Annotated in this window: 26 protein-coding genes; 7 read left to right on the forward strand and 19 right to left on the reverse strand. The window is 38.5% G+C overall.

Going from position 1 to position 25,042, the window contains the following annotated elements:
• Positions 1 to 42: 42 nt before the first annotated feature.
• Positions 43 to 840 (reverse strand): Tab2 family RNA-binding protein, encoded by a 798-nt coding sequence (locus AC012T_RS07215; protein ID WP_487064376.1) that lies wholly within the window; start codon positions 838 to 840, stop codon positions 43 to 45.
• A 240-nt stretch (positions 841 to 1,080) separates the two neighbouring features.
• Here AC012T_RS07215 and AC012T_RS07220 point away from each other — a divergent pair, with 240 nt between their 5' ends.
• Entirely contained in the window at positions 1,081 to 1,290 is a 210-nt protein-coding gene (locus AC012T_RS07220; protein ID WP_015213621.1) for a hypothetical protein, read from the forward strand.
• A gap of 128 nt (positions 1,291 to 1,418) precedes the next feature.
• Here the strand turns inward: AC012T_RS07220 and fghA are convergent, their stop codons facing one another.
• The 4 genes from fghA to AC012T_RS07240 form a co-directional block, all read right to left on the reverse strand.
• Positions 1,419 to 2,264 (reverse strand): S-formylglutathione hydrolase, encoded by an 846-nt coding sequence (gene fghA / locus AC012T_RS07225; protein WP_487066497.1) that lies wholly within the window; start codon positions 2,262 to 2,264, stop codon positions 1,419 to 1,421.
• Positions 2,265 to 2,388: 124 nt separating this feature from the next.
• On the reverse strand, positions 2,389 to 3,045 hold the full coding sequence (locus tag AC012T_RS07230) for a Uma2 family endonuclease (RefSeq protein WP_487066499.1): 657 nt from the start codon (positions 3,043 to 3,045) through the stop codon (positions 2,389 to 2,391).
• A 155-nt stretch (positions 3,046 to 3,200) separates the two neighbouring features.
• Complete coding sequence (locus AC012T_RS07235; RefSeq protein WP_487064378.1) at positions 3,201 to 3,305, reverse strand: hypothetical protein; 105 nt, start codon at positions 3,303 to 3,305, stop codon at positions 3,201 to 3,203.
• 384 nt (positions 3,306 to 3,689) lie between these two features.
• A complete protein-coding gene (locus AC012T_RS07240) occupies positions 3,690 to 4,799 on the reverse strand; it encodes an S-(hydroxymethyl)glutathione dehydrogenase/class III alcohol dehydrogenase (RefSeq protein WP_487064380.1) in 1,110 nt (369 codons plus the stop codon).
• 351 nt (positions 4,800 to 5,150) lie between these two features.
• On the opposite strand from AC012T_RS07240, the gene AC012T_RS07245 reads away from it, so the two are divergent.
• Positions 5,151 to 6,434, forward strand: a complete 1,284-nt coding sequence (locus AC012T_RS07245) for a valine--pyruvate transaminase (protein ID WP_487064382.1) — start codon at positions 5,151 to 5,153, stop codon at positions 6,432 to 6,434.
• Between the two features lie 5 nt (positions 6,435 to 6,439).
• Positions 6,440 to 7,147: a ribosome maturation factor RimM gene (gene rimM / locus AC012T_RS07250; protein ID WP_487064384.1), complete on the forward strand. Its 708-nt coding sequence runs from the start codon at positions 6,440 to 6,442 to the stop codon at positions 7,145 to 7,147.
• A gap of 267 nt (positions 7,148 to 7,414) precedes the next feature.
• Here the strand turns inward: rimM and AC012T_RS07255 are convergent, their stop codons facing one another.
• Together AC012T_RS07255 and AC012T_RS07260 are read right to left on the reverse strand one after the other, a co-directional pair.
• On the reverse strand, positions 7,415 to 8,212 hold the full coding sequence (locus tag AC012T_RS07255; RefSeq protein WP_487064386.1) for a Uma2 family endonuclease: 798 nt from the start codon (positions 8,210 to 8,212) through the stop codon (positions 7,415 to 7,417).
• A gap of 108 nt (positions 8,213 to 8,320) precedes the next feature.
• The gene (locus AC012T_RS07260; RefSeq protein WP_487064388.1) at positions 8,321 to 9,061 is read right to left on the reverse strand and encodes a dienelactone hydrolase family protein; all 741 of its coding nucleotides are present in this window, start codon (positions 9,059 to 9,061) and stop codon (positions 8,321 to 8,323) included.
• Positions 9,062 to 9,362: 301 nt separating this feature from the next.
• On the opposite strand from AC012T_RS07260, the gene AC012T_RS07265 reads away from it, so the two are divergent.
• The gene (locus tag AC012T_RS07265) at positions 9,363 to 10,025 is read left to right on the forward strand and encodes a DUF2834 domain-containing protein (protein ID WP_487064389.1); all 663 of its coding nucleotides are present in this window, start codon (positions 9,363 to 9,365) and stop codon (positions 10,023 to 10,025) included.
• Positions 10,026 to 10,134: 109 nt separating this feature from the next.
• Here the strand turns inward: AC012T_RS07265 and AC012T_RS07270 are convergent, their stop codons facing one another.
• From AC012T_RS07270 to psbO, 10 genes are all read right to left on the reverse strand, one after another.
• Positions 10,135 to 10,560, reverse strand: a complete 426-nt coding sequence (locus AC012T_RS07270; protein WP_487064391.1) for a hypothetical protein — start codon at positions 10,558 to 10,560, stop codon at positions 10,135 to 10,137.
• Positions 10,561 to 10,749: 189 nt separating this feature from the next.
• Complete coding sequence (locus tag AC012T_RS07275; RefSeq protein ID WP_487064393.1) at positions 10,750 to 11,196, reverse strand: SRPBCC family protein; 447 nt, start codon at positions 11,194 to 11,196, stop codon at positions 10,750 to 10,752.
• A 19-nt stretch (positions 11,197 to 11,215) separates the two neighbouring features.
• Positions 11,216 to 11,404, reverse strand: a complete 189-nt coding sequence (locus AC012T_RS07280; RefSeq protein WP_015212398.1) for a CPXCG motif-containing cysteine-rich protein — start codon at positions 11,402 to 11,404, stop codon at positions 11,216 to 11,218.
• A gap of 140 nt (positions 11,405 to 11,544) precedes the next feature.
• Complete coding sequence (locus tag AC012T_RS07285; protein ID WP_487064395.1) at positions 11,545 to 13,176, reverse strand: B12-binding domain-containing radical SAM protein; 1,632 nt, start codon at positions 13,174 to 13,176, stop codon at positions 11,545 to 11,547.
• 16 nt (positions 13,177 to 13,192) lie between these two features.
• The gene (locus tag AC012T_RS07290; protein ID WP_438889261.1) at positions 13,193 to 13,447 is read right to left on the reverse strand and encodes a SemiSWEET transporter; all 255 of its coding nucleotides are present in this window, start codon (positions 13,445 to 13,447) and stop codon (positions 13,193 to 13,195) included.
• Between the two features lie 442 nt (positions 13,448 to 13,889).
• Positions 13,890 to 15,749, reverse strand: a complete 1,860-nt coding sequence (locus tag AC012T_RS07295) for a hypothetical protein (protein WP_487064398.1) — start codon at positions 15,747 to 15,749, stop codon at positions 13,890 to 13,892.
• A 163-nt stretch (positions 15,750 to 15,912) separates the two neighbouring features.
• Complete coding sequence (locus AC012T_RS07300; protein ID WP_487064400.1) at positions 15,913 to 16,164, reverse strand: hypothetical protein; 252 nt, start codon at positions 16,162 to 16,164, stop codon at positions 15,913 to 15,915.
• Between the two features lie 165 nt (positions 16,165 to 16,329).
• Complete coding sequence (locus AC012T_RS07305) at positions 16,330 to 17,199, reverse strand: hypothetical protein (protein ID WP_487064402.1); 870 nt, start codon at positions 17,197 to 17,199, stop codon at positions 16,330 to 16,332.
• Between the two features lie 164 nt (positions 17,200 to 17,363).
• Positions 17,364 to 18,140, reverse strand: a complete 777-nt coding sequence (locus AC012T_RS07310; RefSeq protein ID WP_487064404.1) for an RNA polymerase sigma factor SigF — start codon at positions 18,138 to 18,140, stop codon at positions 17,364 to 17,366.
• Between the two features lie 612 nt (positions 18,141 to 18,752).
• Entirely contained in the window at positions 18,753 to 19,583 is an 831-nt protein-coding gene (gene psbO / locus AC012T_RS07315) for a photosystem II manganese-stabilizing polypeptide (protein ID WP_015212390.1), read from the reverse strand.
• Between the two features lie 412 nt (positions 19,584 to 19,995).
• Between psbO and AC012T_RS07320 the strand changes: the two genes are divergently transcribed.
• Together AC012T_RS07320 and AC012T_RS07325 are read left to right on the forward strand one after the other, a co-directional pair.
• Positions 19,996 to 20,304: a hypothetical protein gene (locus tag AC012T_RS07320; protein ID WP_487064406.1), complete on the forward strand. Its 309-nt coding sequence runs from the start codon at positions 19,996 to 19,998 to the stop codon at positions 20,302 to 20,304.
• A gap of 230 nt (positions 20,305 to 20,534) precedes the next feature.
• Positions 20,535 to 21,452: a cell division protein FtsQ/DivIB gene (locus AC012T_RS07325; RefSeq protein WP_487064408.1), complete on the forward strand. Its 918-nt coding sequence runs from the start codon at positions 20,535 to 20,537 to the stop codon at positions 21,450 to 21,452.
• Between the two features lie 767 nt (positions 21,453 to 22,219).
• Here AC012T_RS07325 and AC012T_RS07330 read toward each other — a convergent pair.
• The gene (locus AC012T_RS07330; protein WP_487064410.1) at positions 22,220 to 22,351 is read right to left on the reverse strand and encodes a hypothetical protein; all 132 of its coding nucleotides are present in this window, start codon (positions 22,349 to 22,351) and stop codon (positions 22,220 to 22,222) included.
• 148 nt (positions 22,352 to 22,499) lie between these two features.
• On the opposite strand from AC012T_RS07330, the gene ftsZ reads away from it, so the two are divergent.
• On the forward strand, positions 22,500 to 23,789 hold the full coding sequence (ftsZ, locus tag AC012T_RS07335; RefSeq protein ID WP_487064412.1) for a cell division protein FtsZ: 1,290 nt from the start codon (positions 22,500 to 22,502) through the stop codon (positions 23,787 to 23,789).
• A gap of 223 nt (positions 23,790 to 24,012) precedes the next feature.
• On the opposite strand, the gene gshB is transcribed toward ftsZ, so the two are convergent.
• On the reverse strand, positions 24,013 to 24,984 hold the full coding sequence (gene gshB / locus AC012T_RS07340; RefSeq protein WP_487064414.1) for a glutathione synthase: 972 nt from the start codon (positions 24,982 to 24,984) through the stop codon (positions 24,013 to 24,015).
• Between the last annotated feature and the right edge of the window lie 58 nt (positions 24,985 to 25,042).

Consider the following 25,042-nt stretch of genomic DNA (forward strand, 5'->3'; position numbering starts at 1 on the left):
TCTAATTCTTCTTCCTGACTCCTGACTCCTGAATTCTTACTTTTAATCTTCCCCTCCCAACAACCAAAAACCACTGTAAGTCATGCCCGAATCATCTGGCTGTACTAATAAAAAATGCAATCCTTTACTTACTTGTTTACGCTGTGAATATACTTTTGCTGCGGCTGCAACTTCTTCATCTTCAAAAGTTGCCAAAATCCATCTATCTGCTAAACCAGCTTCTAAAATTAAACCATCTGGCGCACCGGCAATATAATTTAAACTTACAGGATTGGCTTCTTGCAACCATTTTGCTAAACGCATAGATTGCCGTCCACCATAAATTACTACACCGGGAACGGGAACTGTTGAGGCTAAACCCAGATTAATCGGTTGCAAAAATTCTGGTATTTGTAAAATAGGTATTGGACGTTCTGTAAATTCATCGACAATATCACCTGCGGGAATTGTTGCAAAACGCCATTCTTCTCCCCAGAGGTTTTCTGGTAATGGTGCTGGTGGTGGTTTATCAACTGCTGTAGGATATTGCTTTTCTTGCAACCATTGTTTTAAGGCTAAAGTGCGACGGGTGGCTTCAACTTTAATACTTAAGTTATTTCCAGCAGCGGTAATTAAGCCTAAAGACTGAGGTCGAAATACTTGAATTATTTCAGGTAATTTTTCCGCACTTGCTGTTTGAAATTGTTCTGTTAGCCAATTTGAATTTGCTTGTGACTGGGGACACGTAGCTACATACTCAAATTTACGAGTTGCGTCACAAATCAACAACTCCCATAATATCTGCCCTGCGGCATCTCGTAGCGGACTACGATAAAAATCAGCCTGCCAAACCAGACTCATTATCAACTCTTTTCCTCTGGGTTTGTGTGGTGCAATTCAAGTCTTAACACAAAACACTGCTATATTTTCATGAGTGACATTTGAATTTGCGGTTTTTGTATATTCCTGAAACTATTGAATGATAGAGTTAGGAACACTACTTAAGACGGATAAATAAATTTACCATAACTAGATTGTAGATAGATATATTTGTACTTTTTAACTGACTAAGATGGTGTCGAGAATAATAGGAATTTAATCATGAGCGGAAAAGCTAAAAAACAAGAGAAAAAATCTGATGATCAAGAGAGTACACCAACGGCTTCTGGTGGTTATCAAACTCCCCTACAAGAGGATATTCGCAAGACTGGTAATGCTGAAAAAAGTGATGCTAGACCTACTGCCACACCAGAAGCAGCTGGGGAGGATTCTGTAGCGGGTAGTCCTAATCAAGGTAATCCTTCGCGTTAAGTAGAGAATATCGCTCTCAATTCTAGACAACTATTCTATCAGCCCTAGAGCGATCGCATGGTGACAAGTTAAGAAAAAGAAGAAATTATCCGAAAGCCTCTTGACAAAAGACTTTCAGCATTAACTTGTTACCAATGTAGGGCGATCGCATGGTGGTGTATGTGATCGCCCATAAAGCTAGAGATAAAATAGTAACTGTGGTCATAGCCTGGTTGATAACGCAAGTTCAGCGGTTGCCGGACTTTAGTACAAGCTTGTGCAAATACATCTGGTAACAATTGTGCTGTTAAAAACTTATCCGCTGTTCCTTGATCAATCAGAATGGGACTGTGATATCCTACTTTCTGAACTAGTTCACTAGCATCATAATCACGCCAACTTTCCTGATTATTGCCCAAATAAAGACTAAATGCCTTTTGACCCCAAGGACAGCCCATAGGTGCAACAATAGGTGCAAAGGCAGATACTGATTTATATTGTTCTGGGTTTCTCATGGCACAAACTAGCGCCCCATGTCCCCCCATAGAATGACCAAAAATGCTTTGTTTATCAGGTTGGGTGGGAAAATTGCTATTAATTACAGATGGTAACTCTTCGATAACATAACTATACATCTGATAGTGCGATCGCCAAGGTTCCTCTGTGGCATCTACATAAAAGCCCCCACCTGTACCAATATCCCATTCATCATCTTCACCCACAATCCCCGTATGACGAGGACTCGTATCTGGTGCAACTAGTATTAAACCGTATTCAGATGCCCACTTTTGCGCCCCTGCTTTGACCATAAAATTATCTTCTTTGCAAGTCAAGCCAGAAAGAAAATAAAGTACTGGTAAGGGTTTTTGATTTACTTGTGGTGGTTGATAGACTGCAAAACGCATCTCACCGTTACAGGTAGTGGAGAAATGAGAGTAGAAGCCCAGTATGCCATCAAAGCATTTAAATTCTGATTCTAGGTGAAGATTAGTCATGTTAAAAGAGCGATAGCGTTCAGCGCTCCGTAGGAATCGCACAAGCGCTGTTTCTTGGATGTCCGGAGGGCTTTTGTTAGTTAGCTAATAACTTGACCCCTACTATAATCTCAAGTTACCCCTTTCACATTATACTATCAGGATCTACACCCAAAGCCCGTAAACGTTCCGCTAATAATTGGGCGCGTTCTTCTGGTGTTAAAAAGCGTTTTCCTTGTTGATTATACCAATACATCCATTCCCGTGTAATACCTTGATAAGTTCCCCGTTCTATACCAATACCTAAATCAATTTCTGGCAACCAGACAGGATTACCATCTTGTAATTGATACATACCCTTAACTAATTTATGAACTTCCAACCGGGGTTTACGGCGACGAGTGGGATTATAAACCACATAATATAAAACACCTAAATTAGCATAAGTATCTTTTTTAGTAGAATATTCACCACGATAAGTTTGAGAAACAACTTCCAAAACCAAAATAGGAACTTTTTCTTCTTCCCAAATCGCGTAACTAGGGCGGAGATTTTCATCATAAAACCGTTCTACCCCTAAGCTGAGAAAACCATCAGGGACAATAGCTGGTTGATAAGGGTCATAATAAACACCCATATCCACACCAAAAAACCAGTCCATGCGTTCAGCCCAAGCCATAGCTAAGATAGCTTTGAGTAAACCGGGAATTAAATCTTGTAATTCATTATCCACAGGCGTTTCATCTGAATCAGGTAGTTCCTCAGAGGAAGGCATACAAGCAAGGGGATTGTAATCTAACATCATAGATTTCACATATCCTTGAACATTGTAATTATATCGTCAATATGATTTTATCTCACGCAGAGGCGCAGAGGCACAGAGAGTTTGATTCAGCAAGGTTAATTTACCCGATGTGAAAAATACAAAAATCCTGATTTAGACAATTTCTATATTTATTATTCCATCAAATCATCACTTGCAATTTCACCTGGATAATAGCTTAAATTAACTAAATTTTCCCATATATATGGACATTGCAGAGGAAAAGTTGACAACGGCAAATTTGTTTCTCCTGATGCTAAATCCCTAGCATTTTCATAAGCTTCTTAAAGTGATACTTCTAGAGAAGACTGTAAACTAGGATTTTCATTATTTTTTAATTATAATTTTAAATATGAAAATGTATATTATCTTGCAATAACACTAATTAATAGTATTAGCTAAATTTGCTACCGTAATCTTATCAAATATCATTTTCTAAGTTTTACTGTAGATGATATGGGAATCCGATTTGATTTCTGAAAAGATATGTAGCGTATATTAGCGATAGCAACGCACTAAAACTTTGATAACGGTGCGTTACGAACTCCGTTCTAACACACCCTACAATACTTGTCATTCCTTTCTTCCTTTGCGCCTTTGCGCCTTTGCGTGAGACATAAAAACTAAAAAGTCACCACACTCCGAATAGACTCCCCCCTGTGCATCAAATCAAAAGCATCATTAATTTTTTCAATCGGCATCACATGAGTAATCAAATCATCAATATTAATCTTTCCATCCATATACCAATCGACAATTTTCGGCACATCTGTACGCCCTCTTGCACCACCAAAAGCTGAACCTTTCCAAACCCTTCCAGTCACTAATTGAAACGGACGAGTGCTGATTTCTTTACCCGCACCAGCAACACCAATAATTACACTTACACCCCAACCTTTATGACAACATTCCAAAGCTTGACGCATGATATTGACATTACCAATACATTCAAAAGAATAATCAGCACCACCTTTAGTTAAATCCACCAAATAAGGAACTAAATCACCTTCAACTTCATGAGGGTTCACAAAATGTGTCATCCCAAATTTTTCAGCCAAAGCCCGTTTATTGGGATTAATATCAACACCAACAATCATATTTGCGCCCACCATTCGCGCCCCTTGGATGACATTTAAACCAATCCCACCCAAACCGAACACCACCACATTTGCACCTGGTTCTACTTTAGCTGTATAGATAACCGCACCTATACCCGTTGTCACACCACAACCGATATAACAAACCTTATCAAAAGGCGCATCTTCCCGAATTTTAGCAACGGCAATTTCAGGTAATACTGTGTAATTAGCGAAGGTGGATGTACCCATGTAGTGATGAATCATTTCTCCACCAATACTAAAGCGACTAGTACCATTAGGCATAACTCCTCTGCCTTGGGTGGTGCGAATTGCTTGACAGAGATTAGTTTTAAAGCTTAAGCAATAATTACACTGACGACATTCAGGCGTGTATAAAGGAATGACATGATCACCTGGTTTCACACTCTTGACACCAGACCCAACTTCCACAACTACACCAGCACCTTCATGTCCCAAAATTGCTGGAAATAAACCTTCAGGATCATCACCAGATAGGGTGAAAGCATCAGTATGACAAACCCCGCTGGCTTTAATCTCGATTAATACTTCTCCGGCTTGTGGTGCTGCTAATTGTACGGTTTCGATAGTTAGGGGTTTACCTGCGGTGTAAGCTACTGCTGCTTTGACTTCCAAGATTTATTTCTCCGTGTGAGGATTTACGTAATTTTATCTCACGCAGAGGCGCAGAGTCACTGAGAGGAGATGAGTTTGGGAAGGTTTTGGGGAATATTTTCAATAATTGCTTGTCAAGTGATTCTATGTATAGTACATTAGTACCTATTACAAGAGAAACCCCCCACCTCACAAGTGGGGCTTTATTATTTTTGGGAGTTCTGTAATTACCAGATTTTGTTAAAATCGCATTCACTGGTTTAGATTGGTTAAAGGCAGTAGCTGTTTTGGCAACTATAATAAATTTTGTCTTAGCTGCAACCAGCCAATAATTTATCCACATTTGCGATTAATCTAGTCTGTAACAAACCTATGAAACCTGCCCTTACTAAAATTGGCGCTCAAATGTCTAACTTAACTGGCGTGAGAGCGATTATGAAAGATATTAATGAAACCCTACGAGCTAGTGCGGGGCAGGAATTATATAATTTGAGTGCGGGAAACCCGTTGATTTTACCAGAGGTAGAACAGTTATGGCGGGACTGCACGGCAGATTTATTAGCTAGTTCTGAGTATGGTGAAGTTGTTTGTCGTTATGGTTCTAGTCAAGGCTATGCACCATTAATTAATACGATTGTTAAGGATTTTAACCAGCGTTATGGGTTAAATTTAACAGACCGGAACGTTTTAATTACTGCTGGCAGTCAAACTATATACTTTTATGCTGCGAATGCTTTCGGTGGATATACTCATGATGGCGATTTAAAAGAAATCGTTTTACCATTAAGTCCAGATTATACTGGCTATGGTGGTGTGTGTTTATTTCCAGAGGCTTTGGTTGCCTATAAACCTACTTTGGATATTGATACAGCGGCACACAGATTTAAATATCGTCCTGATTTTAACCAACTTTCGATTACAGAAAACACTGGTTGCGTGATTTTTTCCCGTCCTTGCAATCCTACTGGTAATGTTTTAACTAATGATGAGGTGAGCAAAATCACTGATTTGGCTGCACCTTATAATGTGCCTGTATTGATAGATTCGGCTTATGCGCCACCTTTCCCAGCGTTGAATTTTACTGAGATGACACCTGTATTTGGTGAAAATATCCTGCACTGTATGAGTTTATCGAAAGCAGGATTACCAGGGGAAAGAATTGGGATAGCGATTGGTGATGAAAGCCTTATTCAAGTTTTGGAGTGTTTCCAAACTAATACAGGGATTCATTCTTCCAGATATGGTCAAGCGATCGCATCCCGTGCGATAGAATCAGGTGCATTAGCCCAAATTGCTGAAACTGTAATTCGTCCTTTCTATCAGCAAAAGTTTGATGTATTAGAAAGTACTTTAGAAGCAGCGATGCCTAAAAATTTACCTTGGTTCTTACATCGTGGTGAAGGAGCAATTTTTGGTTGGTTATGGTTGCAAGATTTACCTATGACTGATTGGGAATTTTACCAGGAATTAAAGAAAGTCGGTGTAATTGTTGTCCCTGGTAGTAGTTTCTTCCCCGGTTTAAAGGAAGAATGGGAACACAAACATCAATGTCTGCGAATCAGTTTAACTGGTAGTGATGAGGAAATTACTATCGGTATGCAGCGTTTAGCTAAGGTTGCTGAACGAGTTTATCAAGTTGCGGCTGTGAGTGTGTAAGAGAAATGAACCACGAAGGCGCGAAGAACACGAAGAAGAAGAAAGCAAGGAAGAATGTAGGGGCGGGGTCTCCCCTCCCGACTAAACCTAATCCTAAACCTCTTAACCCAGTCCCCAGTCCCCAGTCTCCAGTTCCCAATCTTGATGATTGGCTGGAGATTGGTAAAATTGTTTCCCCTCAAGGTTTAGCTGGGGAGTTGCGGGTTTATCCTAATACCGACTTTCCCGAACGCTTTGAGGAACCGGGAACACGCTGGTTATTGCGTCCAGGGGAAACAGAACTGCAACAAGTAGAATTGTTAGAGGGTCGGTATATTGAAAATAAGAATCTCTATGTGATTAAATTGGAGGGAGTGAGCGATCGCACTGGTGCAGAAAATATGCGTGACTGTCGGTTTTTTGTGCCGATAAGCGATCGACCAGAACTAGACGAAGGTGAATATCATGTTTTAGACTTGATAGGATTGCAAGTCTTCATGCGCGAATCTGGCCAATTTGTGGGAATAGTTGTAGATATTTTACCTTCAGGTCATGATTTATTAGAAGTGAAATTAGATCCATCTTTTGCAACTAATAACGAACAAGCAAAAACAGAAAAAGAACAAAAAACTGTTTTGATTCCTTTTGTTATGGAAATCGTTCCTGTTGTAGATTTAGAAACCCGTCGAGTTGAAATTACTCCTCCCCCCGGGTTATTGTCAATTAACGATTAATTTCGTCATAATTGTAGGTTGGGTTGACGCAAGGAAACCCAACATTTTTAGTTTTTCTGGTTGGTATTTTTGCAGAATATTTTTTAAAAACCACTCCAGACACAGAGAACACAGAGATTATTAGATAATTTGTTATGGAAGCTTTAGTATTCCTAAATAAAACAAAAATAGTCGGTTAAAACCGACTTTAGCTATCAGACAGGGAATAAATTCCCTGGCTTTTATTCCCTGGCTTTTATGACTAAACTCCAACCTCTATAAATCCTTCTAAATTTCATCAGGATTAATGCCTAACTGACGCAATCTTTCTGCTAATTTTTCCGCTTTTATTTTCGCTGCACTTGCTTCTTGTTCAGCAAAAATAGCCCTTTCTGTAGCAGCAGCAACTTCCTCAGTAGGTTCAGGAATTAATTCTCCTTCGAGAGTAAACCACCTTAACCACAACTTAGAAACACCTCGAAATGAACCTTGCCATAATCCTAAACTTAACCCCAATTCTGGCATTGGTAAAATTCCTTCAATCAGGTTCATAGGTTCATAATGACCACCAACTAAATGAAATGCGCGGAGTTCATTGGTATAGCGACTAAAAACAATGTAATAAGGAATGCGTAAAATGCGTTCATAAACTTCCCATTTTGTTGGAGGTTTATCTTTTTTAGTTTCCTTGTTACCTAAATCTTCATCTTCTGTTCCGGGAGATAATAATTCAACTACTACAAAAGGATTTACTTTTTCTTGCCAAGTCACATAACTTAAACGTAATTCTCTACCTTGAAATAACCTAGAAACTCCCACCACACCAAACCAATCAGGACGTTTATACCATAAAGGATATTCTAGATCATAATAAAGATTCAAATCAGCAGCACTATAAACAAGTTCTGGACTCCAGTTTATAGGTTGAAAGGTTAGGTATAAAAGTAAAGGTTGTAAAAAATGAAATTCGTCTGGCAAACCGGGTTCCTCTGGATTTTCACTCGGTAAGTCATACATTGTGGGTAGGTTTTCCCAAGGGGGAAGAGGAGGATCTGATTGAAAAATCAGGGGAGGAGAGAAAGTCATAAATAAATTAAATAAATTTTGCTGGCTTAAGTCATAGTTTAACAAATATTATGAACCACGAACAATAAGACCCTCGTTTTTAAATAAAGCGAGGATCTATGTTTATAATTAATTTTTCAATTTCCGTTTCAAGAAAGCGATAATTTCTCCCCAAGCAGAGGTTGACGCAACAGCATCATAACGATAACCATCATCTCTCATAAAAGTATGTTCCGCTTCATAAGAGAAAAATTGATGAGGTATTTTCGCGGTTTCTAAAGCGTTAATTATCGTTTCTCGGTCATTTTCAGAAATATGCGGATCTTGAGTTCCAAAAACTAATAACATTTCTCCTTTAATTTCCTCAAACCTGTCAATAGTATCAGCCACACCTTTACCTAACTTACCGCTAGGAATACCTGTAGGATAACAAGAAACACAAGCTTTAATTTCACTTTCAAAAGCAGCACGAAAAGCTAAATGTCCACCAATGCAAAAACCTAAAGTGCAGATTTTATCGACAATAACTGAATTGTCATTTTTGAGAAAATCAATCACAGCACGAGTATCAGCATCATATTCAGAAATTAACGTCCGTCGTGCATCATCATTACCACGCATTCTGCCAAGATCATTCGGTTCAATAACAGAACCCACAGGTTCAATACGGTGAAAAATCTCTGGTGCAGCGACAACATAACCAAATCCAGCTAAATAATTAACTAACCGAATTATGGCATCACCTAACTGATAAATATCACCATAAAAAACAATTCCTGGATATTTACCCTCTGGTTTAGGAGAAGCGACATAAACCCGCATTAAACTATCATCAACTCTTAACTCGATATTGCGTTTAACAATTTGCATTTTTCGATTTTTGGTAATGTGTTAATTTGTAATTCTTCAGATTTAATAATAATCAGTAAATTTTTATATATCTCCCAGATTTTTTTAATAACAGGACTTACGCAAGATGTGACCGAAAACCTGATTCTTCCGTAGCGGTAATTCATGTAGCTTGCTTCCCGAAGGGTATTACCGCTACTTTCGTTGTGTTATGCGTAAGTCCTAAATAAATAGGGTATATGTAAGTTATAATGAAGCAATCGCAGTTGTAGCCGCAGCAGCAGACTATCTCTCAGAAGCTTTTAGTTAAATTGCCTAAATCATGTTGAGAAAAATTGCCTTTGGTTTCTTATGGCTAGGATTTATTTCCTATGCCTCTTTATTTGCTCCTCCTGATAATTTCCCAGAGAGTTTAGAATTAATTAAAAATCTATCTACAGGCAATTGGCAAGGTATTAATCCTATAATAATTGCCTTATTTAATATCATGGGTATTTGGCCTTTAATCTATAGTTCCCTATTATTTATAGATGGTAGAGGGCAGAAAATCCGGGCTTGGCCGTTTGCTACAGCTTCATTTGCAGTTGGGGCTTTTGCGCTTTTACCATATTTAGCTTTAAGAGAACCAAATCAAGAGTTTATAGGCAAAAAAAATCTATTTATCAAAATCTTTGATTCTCGTATAACTGGAATTTTATTGACTTTAGGTGCAGGTATTTTATTTATATATGGTTTCCAAGGAAACTGGAGTGATTTTATCCAACAATGGCAAACTAGCCGTTTTATTCATGTCATGAGTTTAGATTTTTGTATGTTGAGTCTATTATTTCCAGCTTTATTAGGAGATGATATGGCGCGACGGGGTTGGAAGGATCATCAATTATTTTGGTTATTCGCTTTAATTCCTTTATTTGGTGCGTTGATTTATTTATGTGTGCGTCCGTCTGTAAAAGAGATTGGTGTAGAGTTAACAGATAATAAGTAAGAAAAATTGACACAATAAGAATCATCACACAAACTTAGGAAAGTCTTTTGCGGCAATAGCAGTTTCTTCATTAAGAATGGCTTGTCTTCGGTAGATGCTTTGGTTTACTTCAGTTTGCTGTTGAGAATTGGACTGACTTGACATTACTAGAAGAAACTATTTGATCTTTTTTGACATTTGACCCAAATTCTCTGAGTATCTGAGTTCCAAAATCCCAATCATCTTGTTTAGTAATATCACACAGTTTCCATTCTGTTTCAATTACTAATCTAGTTGCTTCCTCTGCAACTTTTCTCGTTGCATGAAAGTCCGCATAACATAATATTTCAAATGTTATGTCGTGCAGGTCGTTTTTGTGATGACGTATTGCTCTAACCTGCTCAACATTATGAAGTTCAGACAGGCTTTGTACCAAATTCATAATTTCCATCTGAGGCTGACTTTTTGAACAGGTCAACCCAAGAAGGTTTTTCAACTTGTCTAATATATTGGAGATTGTTGAATTTACATTTGGATTTTTTAGTGATAAAGTCATATGCGCCTCCTGAAAATTTCAGAAGCCAATAAAATATTGTGCAGATAAAATGCACCTATCTGGACTGCTGGCTTTTGATACAAAAAAATATATAATTAATATTATAATCTAAGACAACATTTTTTACCAGAATTAATTTTTAAATTAATATTTGGAGAGAAATAATCTGCTTTTCAGCACATTGTCATATCATGACTCACACTCCCTTTTCGTTATAAAATGACGATAACGAAACATCGCTTCTAACTGCACCTGTACCAACCAACCACTGACAAATTCCACAGCATCACCACCAGGCATAGAATAGGAAATATTATCAGTTAATCTAGTCTTGCCATTTTCTGTTTCAAATTCATGACGATGTACCCAAGACTCAAAAGGTCCAGATATCTGTTTATCAGTAAACAGTTTATATCTCTCAAATTCAGTGTGACGCGCTAACCAAGTCAAAGGTAAAAGCCCAACAAACAACTTAAATTCAGTAATTGCACCCTCACTTAACCCCCCTTCACGACGAATTACTTGAACTGGTTGCCAAGGTGGGGTTAGTAATTGTAAAATATCTGATCTTTCATGAAATTTCCAAACTACTTCTACTGGTGCGTTAATAATTGAAGAATGTTTAAAATGCAGCATGGAAAGAAAAACCTAAAATTTAGCCTTCGTATTCACTATCAATTTCAATATCTAGTGTATCTTCATCAATTCTGACATACAAAACATTAGGACGACAGCAAACTTGACAATCTTCTATATAACTTTGTTGCATTCCGGCACTAAAATCAATAAAAGTTAAATTTGGTTCACCACAATAAGCACAATAAAACTCTGATGTGTTTTGCATTTCTAGATATTATCTCAATTTTATAACTCTGCGTACCTTTGTCTTGACAAGTTTCCTACGCCGGGAAACCCGGCTTTCCTGCGGAACGCTTACGCGAACGAGGAACTTTTCGCTGCGTTAACCTCCGCGTTCCTCTGCGTTTATTTCACTTCCAACCCAGAGCGAAAATGACCCATAGCGTCACTCAAATGCTTTTGTAGTGTAGACTGAGGTAGAGGCCCTTGCAAGTGACTCCAAGGTAAAATCTGCTCAGTTGACCAATTAGCGTGGACGTAAAAATCTAAATCGGGGATTTGCCCCTTGAGTTGTTTAAAAGCACGTTTATAACTACCCAAAGAGTCGCCAAAGTCACGAGTTAATTCTAGCAGATGGGAAATTCTGCGATCGCCTCTCGATAACAAAGCCTGTATAATTGACCAATTATAGCTTTCTGGACGAAACTCTATCCCTTGGGGTTTTAGCTGTTTTTGTAAAAACTGTAACCGTTTCTCCGCTTGCTTATTGACCCCAAACCATTGAAAGGGCGTGTGTGACTTGGGTACAAAAGTACTGCACCCCAGGGTTAACCGCAAGCCAGGTGCTGCTTTTTTAACAGCCTTCATCATTGACACCGTTTCCTCTAAATCTTCCTCTTCTTCCCCAGGAATTCCCGCCATTCCGTATAACTTCAAACTCGATAAACCCCCAGCTTTAGCGTTTATAGCCGCTTGAATAATTTCATCGTTATATAACTTTTTATTGATGATTTGACGTAACTTATCAGAACCACTTTCTATAGCAATCGTAAGCGATCGCGTGTCTCGTTTCGCCAAAGTTTGAGCTAATTGAACTGTCACCGTATTTGTTCTTACCGAAGCAACACTCAACCGCACATCATCATATTTTGGTTGACTAATATAATCTAATAACTCCGTAAATTCAGGATGTTGAGTAACTGAAGCACCCAATAAACCCAGACGTTTAGTAACTGTTAAACCTCGTTCAATAGCAGGAATTAAAGAATTTTCTAAACTTGCAGTTCTAAAAGGTAACGTTAAATAACTTGCCAAACAAAAGCGGCACATTTCTGGACAACTCCGCACTACCTCCACCATGAAAATATTTTCCCATGCAGCTTTTTCTGTCACTACAGTAGAAGCAGAGAGAGTATTTCCTCGGTAAGTTTGCTTTTGAATAACTTCGGGAATTTCCGCTGAAATGGGATTAATAGATTTTATTTCTCCATCTTTAGTTTCATATTCCACTTGATACAAACTAGGAATATAAATTCCTGGAACTTGTGCTAATTTTTTTAATTGAGTTTCTCTCTCAGCGTTTCTAACTTCTTTATAAGAATCAATAAACTTCCCTAATAGATTTTCCCCGTCTCCCAATAAAATCACATCAAAAAACTCAGCAAAAGGTTCTGGGTTAGCTGTGAGAACTGGGCCACCTCCAAAAACTAAGGGATGTTGTTTATTACGCAAACTAGCCCGCAGGGGGATTCCTAAAGATTCTAATAAATTGAAAATATTCACATAATCTAATTCCCAAGACATAGAAAAGCCTAGTATTTCTGGTTGTCTAGGAAGTTGTTCTTGAATATCGGTAAACAAACGACTTACCTGCAAATCATCACGCATGGCTAGAGTTGCCCACACCACCTGATAGCCAAGGCTAGTAATCCCCACAGTGTACTCATTGGGAAAAGCGAAAATCAGCGGAATAGCGTCAGTATTGGGGTTTGCGGGGGTGAATAGAAGGCGTTCAGAGTCAAATACAGATGAGGTCACAGGTTTATCAAAAAAGTTATCTATATTTAATTTTAAGCCAGAGAATAATAAAATTGAAAAATAAAGTTATACCATTAGCCATAATAATGGGTACAGCACCAAGAATAATTCCATAGATTAACCACAGAAATAAACCTGTCATAAAAGTAATCAGCATCACGAAAGAAACATCTTTAGCTGATTTTGTCTTCCAGGTTTGAAACATCTGCGGTAAAAAGGCGATAGTTGTTAATAAACCTGCGGCAAATCCTAAAAGGGTGATAAAATCCATAATTAATAATTTAGTTACATAATTTTTCAGAAATTTCTTTAGTTAAATAATCTCCAGGTTCAAAAAGTACTTTTGGAAAACTATCTCCAAAATTGCAAACTATCCATTCTGATTCTGGCATAATATCTACCCGACAAAATTTTCTTTTAGCTCCGTTGTAGACTTCTGTGTTTTAATAAAAAAAGCATTATAAAAAATACTCATAAGCCTTTATCTGGATCTAAGCTGTATTTGTATTGTATTTAAAGATTATAATCATATCACATAGTAACATAGATAATTTATAATTTAGGGTTGAAACCTGGGAAGATGTAAAATACCAAACCTCTATAAGAATATGATTACCAAAGAATATTACTATGGTTAATGAATTGTCCGTTAATATACCCCATTGTAGAGACATTCCATGAAAAGTCTCTACATGATTTAAATTCAATTTTTTTTATTTCTTATCCTTCTGCTTTTTTAGATAATCTTTAGCCCAAGCATAGCGTATTGAATCTTTTTTCAAGAGATACTCTAATACTTCTTGACGTTTATTTTCATCCTTAGCATTTTTCACAACGCGCTTGATTTCGGAATCTATATCTTCAATATCAGCACCACACTGAATAGCTTGTTCAAACCAATAATTACCTTCCTCATAGTTATATCTGTCATAACAGATAGCACCCATTAAGGTGTAGGGTTGATGACTATCAGGCTGATATTCCATAGCTTTTTTGGCACAAACTTCTGCATCATTTAATTTATCAATATCTCTAAATGCTGCTCCTCTAGTGACTGAAATGGCTGATTTTAGATTATTTTCTTTGATTTTACCTAAATCTAAATTAGTAAGTTTTAAAGCCTGTTCAGCTTCATTTGCTTTCCGCCAATAACTACTAGCTGTGGGAATATGCCATTTGTGTCCAGTGCGTTGAATTTCTTGTTCTAAAAACTCAGCTTCTAGCCTGTAATGTGCAACAGTAATTTTTCCATCACGAGATAAAAGCTTTTCTTCTATAAGCTGAACAACTAACACAGGATCTAGCCGTTCTTTTTTCTCTAATTTGACCATAATCGCATAAAATGGATCTAGAGGAAGTGAAGGATCTATTAATGCATACTTTCTTTTTAGTGCTGTAAAGTGCTTTTGTTTAGCAAAATTAATAACATCTTCATGTCCATTATTTTCCAACCATTCAATTTCTGAATCATTTAAAAACTCTCCTAATTCTGCTTTGTGTTTTAAACTAGCAGCATATTGTTTATCAGCTATCACTAATGTATCTGTCAATTGATATTTTTGCAGAAATTCCAACTCATTCTTACTTAAATTGTTCTCTGATTCAAGTTTTTTGAGAATAACATACAAATCACTATCAGGTGATAAATCTGCATATTTATCTGCTTTGTATTTTCCTTTTAGTTCAATAAATTCTCTTTTGAATTCAAGCTCTTTAGCAATCTTAATTGTTTGTTTCAGCCCTCTATTGTTCAACCAATCTTCATCAAAATAAGCTAACTTTTTATTTTCCTCTAGTTTTTGCAATATTTCATATAATCTACTAGCGACAGATGCCTCGAAGTATTTATTAGCTTTGTATTTCTCTTTCAGTTGAGTGAATTTCGCTTGTTTTGCTAACTCTTCTTGTCTTTCCAACTCTTTTTGTCTTTCTAACTCTTTTTGTCTTTTTAACTCTTCTTCTCTCTTCAACTCTTGTTGTTCAAAAATCTCTATAGTTTCAAATAATTCATGATCTATCAACCATTCATATTCAGAATCATCCAAATGTTGAGACTTGTCTAATTTTTTGAATATTGGATAGAGTACCTCATCAGGAAATGACTCTTGATATTTAGTAGCTTGATATTTCTGTTTTAGAATAGCAAAATCCTTCATATCTTGAGCTATTTCCACTATTTGAGATAAATTATTATCTTGAAGTAATTGAATTTCATGATTATCTAAATTACCTTCTTGATCAAGTTTCCAAAGTATAGGATATAGAAAACTATCTAATGATGATTCACAAGATTTAGTAATTTGATACTTAGCTTTCAACTGAAAAAATTCATCTTCTAGCCTTTTGAGTTCACCATTTCTAAATTTCTGTAACCAAATGATTTCAATTGTTTGTGTTAGTTGATTTTCTCGTAACCAATTGAACTCTAATTCACTAAGTTCTAATTCTAAATCAACTTTTCGCAAAATCAGATACAGCAGACTAGAAGGAGAAGAATCCTCATAATTACTTGCTTGATATTTCTCCTTTAAAACAGCAAAATGCTTAATGCGAATTTCGTACTCTGGATTCATATTAATCATACCTACAATAAAATTCCTCCTCTCCGTGCCTCTGCGACTCTGCGTGAGAAAAAAAAGATTACGGAAAAAAGAATGTTCTACTGTAACTACAACACTAAAAAAGGGTGTTCCAGAGAAACACCCCATTAATATTATTTAAAATTCCCAGCTAATACTATGACAAAGAAGAAGCACCATAGAGGTTTTGATAATAAGCCAAAATTTGCTTAACTCTTTCCTCGTTGGTATTTAGTTTCCACGAAATAGACAAACTACTAATTTGGCTTTGATTGTAATCAAATTGTGAAGATGTCTGAGGAATTAAATCCACTTCTACTCCTTCTACTTGACGCAAATGGGCTGCTATTTCCCGATATACGGCTAAAGGTAAATTAGTGAATTCAATTTTTTTCTGAGTTTGCTCCATAAAAATAATATAAAACCGGATATTTCCGGTAATTAAATTTATTTTTGGTTTTTTTAAAACCCGTGTACGGAACTCCCAAATGAGGGAGACACGGTTAAGCTAATCTGTTTTTCAGATTGACAGCCGCATTTAAATCACCGTCAGGGTTTAGATTATCACAAAATTTTAAAGCAGTGTCACCATTGAAATAGAATTGCCAGCAGCAGCAGTCTTTGATGGATCAGCGTTGGCTGGTTTTTCTCCCACTGATTTAGCTACTTCAATACCGTATTGTTCCAAAATGACAACGGGATCAGATCCTCGGTTCATTTCAATGCGTTTAATCAAAACACCATTTGCCAAGCGTTGTCCACTTTGTACATAGCGGCTGGTTGGTTCATCTGGTACTTTGATAATTGCCTGGGGTTGTTTACCAATTAAAACTACACCACTTACTAAAACCGCTTTTGCGGAATCTGGTTGTGGTTGTGGTGGTAATACAGGTACTATGGGTGCTTTGGCTATAACTTGAGGTTGTAGCTTAGGCAGAACTGGGGCTGATATAGGTTTGGGCTTTGTTTGAATAGCAATTTTGCCATTAGGTTTGCCCTGTTGTCCTACCTGTGATGGATTGTTTGTTTGCCCTGGAGTTCTATTTTGATTTGTTTGTGGTTTGATTGGAGTCGGTAAGGGAGGCAATTTAGGAACTGCTTTTGGGACTGAATTGCTAGGCGTTTGAGCCGCTGGATTTGTGACTATTTGGCCAAAGGGGTCAGTCCGCCCTTTTTGGATCTCTAGCAAACGTGGCTGGACTTGAGTTGATTGAATAATGCCACCACTAGCGATCGCATTTTGATTAGGTCGGGGAGGCACCACCGGATTGATAAAGGCTGAATCTGCCGGTGGTTTGGGCGCTGTCGCTTCAGAAGTTGGCGCGGGGTTAGCAGAGTTAGCGGGGCTAGGAGTGTTAGTAGCTTCAGGCGTGCTACCTATAGTACATCCAGCGATCGCTAAACTTAAAATACCCGCAGCTGTAATTTGTGTTTTTATACCCATTAGCTGTTCTCGAAAGCTATAGGAAAGTTTACTTGTGGAAATCGACACACCTACAATTTGCATTAAAGGCGAAGTCTGTTTCTTTATAACCTACATTTTGACATTTCGAGGGTTGTTTTTAACACTGTCATTCCAGCACAACCACAGTTTAAGCTTGTTGGCAGTTAATCTTCTGCTGTACCCATGAGTTGTTTGAGCAAATCTAGCCCTTTTTTGACTCTCCGGGAAACAGTAACAACACTAATACCCAAATGTTCAGCAACTTGTTTCTGTGTTAAATCCTGCAAAAATACGCACTCTACAACTTCGCGAGTCCGGTTTTCTAGCTGTATTAGTGCTTGGTGCAGACGCATTTGGTCTTCTTGGGCTAGTTGAAAACTCCGGTAACGAGGATCTGGAACCAACTCGCCTAAGCAAGTAGCACCCTCTTCTCCATCCAATACAGGTACATCTAGGCTTAAAGGAGAACGATTAACCCAGGCTAATTTAATCTCTTGCCATTCGCTGTGGGAAATTTCTAATCCTGCTGCTACTTCTGCGTCTGTAGGTTGGCGGTTGTATTTTTCGCGTAGAGAACGAGAAACCCCAATTGCTTGCTGTTGTAGAGCCAACCACCGTCGGGGTATCCGCATAGTCACACCTTTATCTCTAAGGTAGTGTTGAATTTCCCCTCTGATATACGGAACGGCGTAAGAACTAAAAGCGTTGCCTTTAGAAAGTTCAAATTTTTCAATAGCTCTAATTAAACCTAAACAGCCGACCTGGAGCAAATCGTCATAGCTCTCTTGACATTGATTGATCCAGTAGTGAGCTTCTTTTCTCACTAGTCCAAAATTTAGTTTCACTAGTTGATTGCGAAGGCGTTCTGAGGGAGATGTCTGATACTCTCTCAACAACTGTGAAATTTCATGTTTCAGTTCGTTCGTGGCTGTGGTAGGCATGGCACATTGGGTATTCAATAAATGGTTAATTTGAGTAATCGTTCTCAAATATGGCTGTAGCGTTTTGTCTTAGCGATGCCTGCGGTAAGCAGAATATCGCCCTCTGTCCAGATCAATAATCTTCTGGTTAAGATACAGAAGTAACAATTTTTGGCGATTCAGTCATTATCTGGGATGGGTTGAAAATTTAGTGTGATTTATATCTGAATTGGTTTTTTGTTATTTCTCAATGGAATTTTGTATGTGGTGTATCGTATTAAATAATCAAGCTTTAGAATCAAAATATACAATTCTGTCCTCAATGTCAAACCGAGATCGTACTTAATTTAACAAATGCAATATAATATTTACTTATAAGTATCCCGGCATAAACAGCATTGTTATTCTCAATCAGTAAAAGTTATTTGTGTGTAATAGTACGTAATCAATTCCATTGAATTCATCTGATTTTTAAACAATCCCATTTCATTTATGTTGATTTACTGAGGAAACTAGAGGCGTTGGGGAGTAGATGCAAGTTCTCTGTCTCCGTTAAAAAACCCAACTGTCCCCTGAAACAAGGAGGATAGTTGGGTTAAACTTTATAATGTAAACTCTTGCAATCAAGAGAATTTAGCCGCGATTTTCAACTCGACCGTAGAATAAACCACGAATCTTCACTTCTTTGGGTTCACCAGCACCTAAATCTGTATCAGAGGGCTGTTCACTCACGAAAGTACCAGCGATTTCTCCACTAGAACTATCTATTTTGGAAACTTGTAAAGAAATTTTGCCACTGAGGATTTCTGCACGCTTAACGTTAGTGCGGGTCAAATCGTCATCATCCGCTTGGGCAGGGAGAGCTACAGCATTATCATATCCAGAAACGACACCACGACCTTTGGGATCTAGGAAAGCCGCACCACGATAAGAAGGAACCTTGAAAGTACCTTCAAAGTCCGTTGAAGTGTTGATACTGGTCAGATTAGGTTGTGTTTGTGCAACCAAGTTTTTGATTGTAAACAAGAAAGGAACCAGTTCACCACCAGGAAGTTTGACAGTGATAGCTTGGAAGTCAAGACCATCTGTTTCTACAAAGGTGAGACTATTATCTGGGTTGATTTTGATGTCACCTTGTACTTGGTCAATGGTGGAGGTATATCTAGTTAACAATTTGCCAGGTACAAATTCGGCTTCTTGTCGTTTGTTAGCAGGTTCTTCTTTAACAAAGTAACTAGTTGGTTCTAAGCACAGTTCTTTGAGGGCGTAGGACTTGCTGGTATCCAGGGGAATCGAACCTCGGCTTGTTTCTGCCAGTTGGGGGCATTTGTTCGCCAAGCCAGTGCCGCGAATTTGTTCGTAAGTGAGTAAATCTCTGGTGCTAGAGGAGGGAGCGTCACTGCAAGCAGTGATTAGCCCTAAGCATAAAGCCAAGAATGCAACAATTAAAGCGCGATATCTCATGGTCAACCTCAATGTGAAAATTAATATCTAAAGTTGTCAACTCAGCCAGATCATACGATTTTTTTTAACTCAAAATCAAAGCACTCTAATTGGAAATAAGAATTTATCGATCCCATTTAGTTGCAGTAGAGGCTGTGTTACACTTCATTGCTTTGTTTTAGAAGCGATCGCTTCCCTTTGGCACGTTTGCCGGAAACTATCTAAAATCCCTCGTGTCGCCGTTCCTCCACTATCTAAAAGCCAAGTGGCTTCTCGGCTTCCCGCTTGATTCTACAATCTGACCAGAACTTTCAAAGCAGGGCTTTCACTTTCGGTCTAAAGTGGCAGCTGACTAAATTAAGACCAATAAACAAAAGAAAACCCAAGATCTTGGGTAAATTTGAGTTTACCCTGTATACATGGAGAGATTTGCATGAGCAACAATAAGAATTCTGAATCAGAGCAACTTACCGAGAAGTTACAGGTGATCACCACTGCTGTGAAAGATTCAGCCCAAGCTTGTCAAGGAGATGTTAGCTCACTGTTAGCTTTGCTGCGACAGTTAGAAAAGCTACATCGAGAAATTCGTGATGGAATTTTTCAAGATAGTTTGCCTGATAACCGCCAAAGACTTTACTCACTTCTCAAAGATATTGAGTCAGAGGGGGGTTGGCCTTATATTGAACGGATGCGACTACAAGCATTTTTAGTGAAAGTTGAGGAGGAAAATCCTGTGATTTAAAACACTGAGAACACGCTGAATTGGGATAAATCCTGGAAATGGCAAATTAAAAATCAGTTTTGAGGTGGAAGTTACTAAACTTATGGCTACAATCAACTCTCAAGGGAATGCTTGGGGTTGATGCCATGATTAAAGCGTACCTTTACCAGGAAGCATATGTATTTTCTAAATCAAAGTTGATCAGGCGATCGCATCTAAATGAATTGGACTGAAACCAGAAAGGGGTTTTAATGGCCGGTATAGTCTCAGTTTCCCGTAGGGATTTAGCCCAGCGCCGTCAAAAATTACGTCGGCAGCGGCGGACGAAAATTATTCAAACCATTTGGCGAACATTAGCCGCAAGTGGTCTAGCAGGTGGATTACTCTGGGTGACAATCCAGCCGATGTGGGTGCTAAAAGCTCCCACGCAAATAGTTATGACATCAAGCAACCAATTATTGTCGGAGCAGAAAATTCAATCACTTTTAGCCCTATCCTATCCCCAATCTTTATGGCGACTGGAACCATCTGCAATTGCCGCAACTTTGAAGCAACAACCAGCTATTGCACAAGCAAGTGTCAGCCGTCGTTTATTTCCTCCTGGGTTGATCATCGAAATTCAGGAAAGATTGCCAGTAGCAATGACATACACCTTCTCAGGACAAAAAACAACTAGTTGCAATCCTCAGTCTAGAAGTTCGGAAAGGTCTGCCGCAATCACACCACAATCATGTCTGCAAAATAGCAGTAACCAGAGCCAACAAGGTGATGTGGGTTTACTAGATGCCAGTGGTGCTTGGATGCCTTTGGAAAAATACACTTCACTTAATCCCACTAGCAAATTGCCTAGTCTCAAAGTTATTGGTTTACCAGAACAATACCGTTCTTACTGGACTCAACTTTATCAAGCTATCAGTCAAAGTTCTGTGAAGGTAACAGAAATTGATTGTCAAGATCCCACAAATTTGATTTTGAAAACAGAACTAGGAAATGTACATTTCGGTCTTCCCAATACCCAATTACCTGAAAAAATCAAAGTCCTTGTCCAAATGCAGCATTTACCTACAAAATTAAACCCTGGACAAATAGCGTACATTGATCTCAAAAATCCTGACTATCCCTTAGTACAAATGAACCAAAAAATGAAAATCAATCTCCAAAATCCCTAAGCAGCTTTAGTGCAAGGAGGCATAAGCTAGGAGGTAAAAAAGCAAGTTTTATCAGCTTTTTAAACTTTTCTCACTGGATAGTTATTTTCGCCATCCTGCACTAGACTGTTTGACTGAGCAAATACTATTTAGAAATCAAGTACTTTTCTATCCCTAAAGATATTTGTTATTTTCACAGTCTGCGCCACCGAAACAAAAATTGGTATTAAATTTTGATTAAAATAGCAGGATAAATGATAGACAATCGTTAAAGAGTAACAGATACTCAATTGATACCTTCTGATGAAGGCAGATCATCTGTCCTAATCTTGTATCCTGACAACTCTTATGGTCTGTTGATAATTTTGAGTGTGGAGTTGCTTTTACTCTGCTAAGGTGTATAACAACTACTTTATAATCTTTAGGAAATCAACTCTAAAATCAGATAGAATGGCTTTTTTACGTATTTTAATTTAGTAACGGGGGTAAAGATATACATTCATTTCACTAATATTTAGTAATTAACTAAGAAAGATGCAACGTAAGTTGTAAAATTGATTACTAATAAAAATTTTAGCAGCAACAGTGGGAGGATATTGAGCAGACTAAGGACATACCGGGACGAAAATCAGCAACATAGCAGTCAACTGCTTACACTGTACCTACCTTCAGGTTAGTGTAGGCTTGCAAGAATTACCTTGCTCTGGTAAAAGATGACTAGCCCTGTCAGATTTAGTTGAAAAATATTTCTAGATCAAGTTATATAGATTGATCTTCTGACAATGTAGTTATACTTCTCTAAAAATAAGTTGCACGATCGCTACCCCGACCGCAGCATCGCGTACTCCTGTGAGAAAGCTTTTCATAGAAAGAGCAGTGCTAATTTTTAGTAAATCTCCTGTGCTTAAAGCTTTTCCCATAGCTAATTATCGCACTTCCAAACCAAACCGGATTGGCAGCAGTGAGAACAATAAAAACATTGCCAGAGATTGTGGCAGTATGAAACCATAGTTGACTCTTAGGTGAATCACACCGGAAAAAGTCGTTTATCTATCTCTCATAAATCCAATGACACTTGATAATAACCAAGAATTTACCTATAAAAATACCCAAGCTATGGGACAACCAGGATTATCTTTAGCAGTTAACTCCAACAACCCCTTTAATAGCTCTGGGCTGAACTTCGGACAAAATCATGATAGTAAGAAGATGACGGAAAATAACCGCATTGGTGAAATTGTTCCCGGCCGAGTTGCCAATATTAAAGTGATTGGTGTGGGTGGTGGCGGCGGCAATGCTGTGAACCGCATGATAGAGTCTGATGTCTCTGGGGTGGAGTTTTGGTCAATTAATACCGATGCCCAAGCTCTAACCTTAGCAGGCGCTCCTAGTCGGTTGCAAATTGGACAGAAGCTAACAAGAGGTTTAGGTGCAGGGGGTAATCCTGCCATTGGTCAAAAGGCGGCAGAAGAATCTCGTGATGAGATTGCTACGGCTTTAGAAGGTGCGGATTTAGTATTTATCACTGCCGGTATGGGGGGCGGAACTGGTACTGGTGCAGCCCCAATTGTTGCCGAAATAGCTAAAGAAATGGGCGCTCTGACTGTGGGTGTAGTTACCCGGCCATTTGTGTTTGAGGGACGCAGACGCACCAGCCAAGCAGAGCAAGGGGTCGAGGGATTAAAAAGTCGTGTGGATACCCTGATAATTATCCCCAATAACAAGCTGTTGGAAGTGATTCCTGAACAAACACCTGTACAAGAAGCATTTCGCTATGCAGATGATGTGTTGCGTCAAGGGGTACAAGGTATTTCTGATATTATTACGATTCCTGGGTTGGTCAACGTTGACTTTGCCGATGTCCGGGCAGTAATGGCAGATGCAGGATCGGCATTGATGGGGATTGGTGTTAGTTCTGGCAAATCTAGAGCTAGAGAAGCTGCGATCGCGGCAATTTCCTCTCCATTGCTAGAATGTTCTATTGAAGGAGCTAGAGGAGTTGTCTTTAATATCACTGGTGGTAGCGACTTGACCCTACATGAAGTCAATGCTGCTGCGGAAACAATCTATGAAGTGGTTGATCCCAACGCCAATATTATTTTTGGAGCAGTAATTGATGACAGACTCCAAGGCGAAGTGAGAATTACTGTGATTGCCACTGGGTTTACTGGTGAAATCCAAGCCACAACACAACAAACTGTAGCTAACGCTAGGGCAGTAACTCCCACCACAACTTCCAGGAAACCAGCACCACAACCAACTGTAAATCAACCCAACCCAACTCCCGAACCGAAAGAAAAACCCTCGTTAGATATTCCTGATTTTCTACAAAGACGGAGGACTCCACCCAAAAATTAAGTGATTGTAGATTTGAGATTTTAGATTAAATTTGCAGTCTCAGTTTCGACTGAGTGCTGTATAAAATTTCTTAGTTAGTTTTAGGGTTTATTTGACTAGGGTAGGGGTAAGCAATTCAATTGCTACCCCAAATTTCATTAGATGTATATTCAAGACCAAGAAAAGCCGTTCTAGACGGACGGGGTTTACAACTCAAATTTTCGCTCAAAATACCCTGTAAGCGTCAATTTGTTTTCAGTGACTGTTCTAGCCATTGAATGACCTGATGACCCAGAAGTGTACCATCTAAACGGTCAATTTCCCGAATTCCTGTCGGACTGGTGACATTGACTTCTGTTAGGTAGCCACCAATCACGTCAATACCAACAAAAATTAAGCCGTCTTGACGTAGTTTATCGGCTACTAAGGCGCAAATTTCCTGCTCTCTGGGGGTAATTTCGGTTTGAGCTACTGTACCACCTGTGGCCATATTATTGCGAAAATCACTACCACTGGAAAGGCGGTTGAGCGCCCCAATAGGTTCACCATTGAGCAAAATAATCCGCTTGTCTCCTTCCTTAGCTGCTGGTAAATAGTTTTGCACCATGACTGGAACCCGACCTTGGAGGGTACTGAGTTCAACAATAGAGTTAAAATTGCGATCGCCTGATTGCAAAAATAAAATCCCCTCTCCGGCTTTATTTCCCAGTGGTTTGAGGACTGTTGCGCCCTTAGCTTCCACAAATTGGCGAATAACTTGCTTGTCAGCGCTAACAATTGTTTCAGGAATACACTCAGTAAACTGAAGCGCATACATTTTTTCATTTGCACTGCGGATACCATTGGGATTGTTAATTACCAAAGTTTTATTTTGGTCAATATAATCCAAAATGTAGGTTGCATAGAGGTAAGAATCATTAACAGGTGGATCTGTCCGCATAAATACAGCATCCATTGATTCCAAGGGAGTTAAGACACTAGAACTTAACTGATACCAGGGATTCGCCGCTACCCAACGTTTTTCCACCAATTCCACTGGTACAAGTTCTACCTGCTGTAGAACAGCCCAAGCTTTGCTATCCACAACATTCAGCAAGTTAGCCTGAGTTATCCAAACCTCATGACCTAGTATTTGCGCTGCTTCCATGAGCGCAACACTTGTATCATGACATGGGTCAAGTTGATGGATGGGATCAATAATAAAAGCCAGTTTCACCCTTTATACCTCAATCACCAAAAATGTAATAGTTAGTTTTCAGCTAAATTTTGCGTAA

This window comes from Anabaena sp. EIM26 (assembly GCF_057568715.1).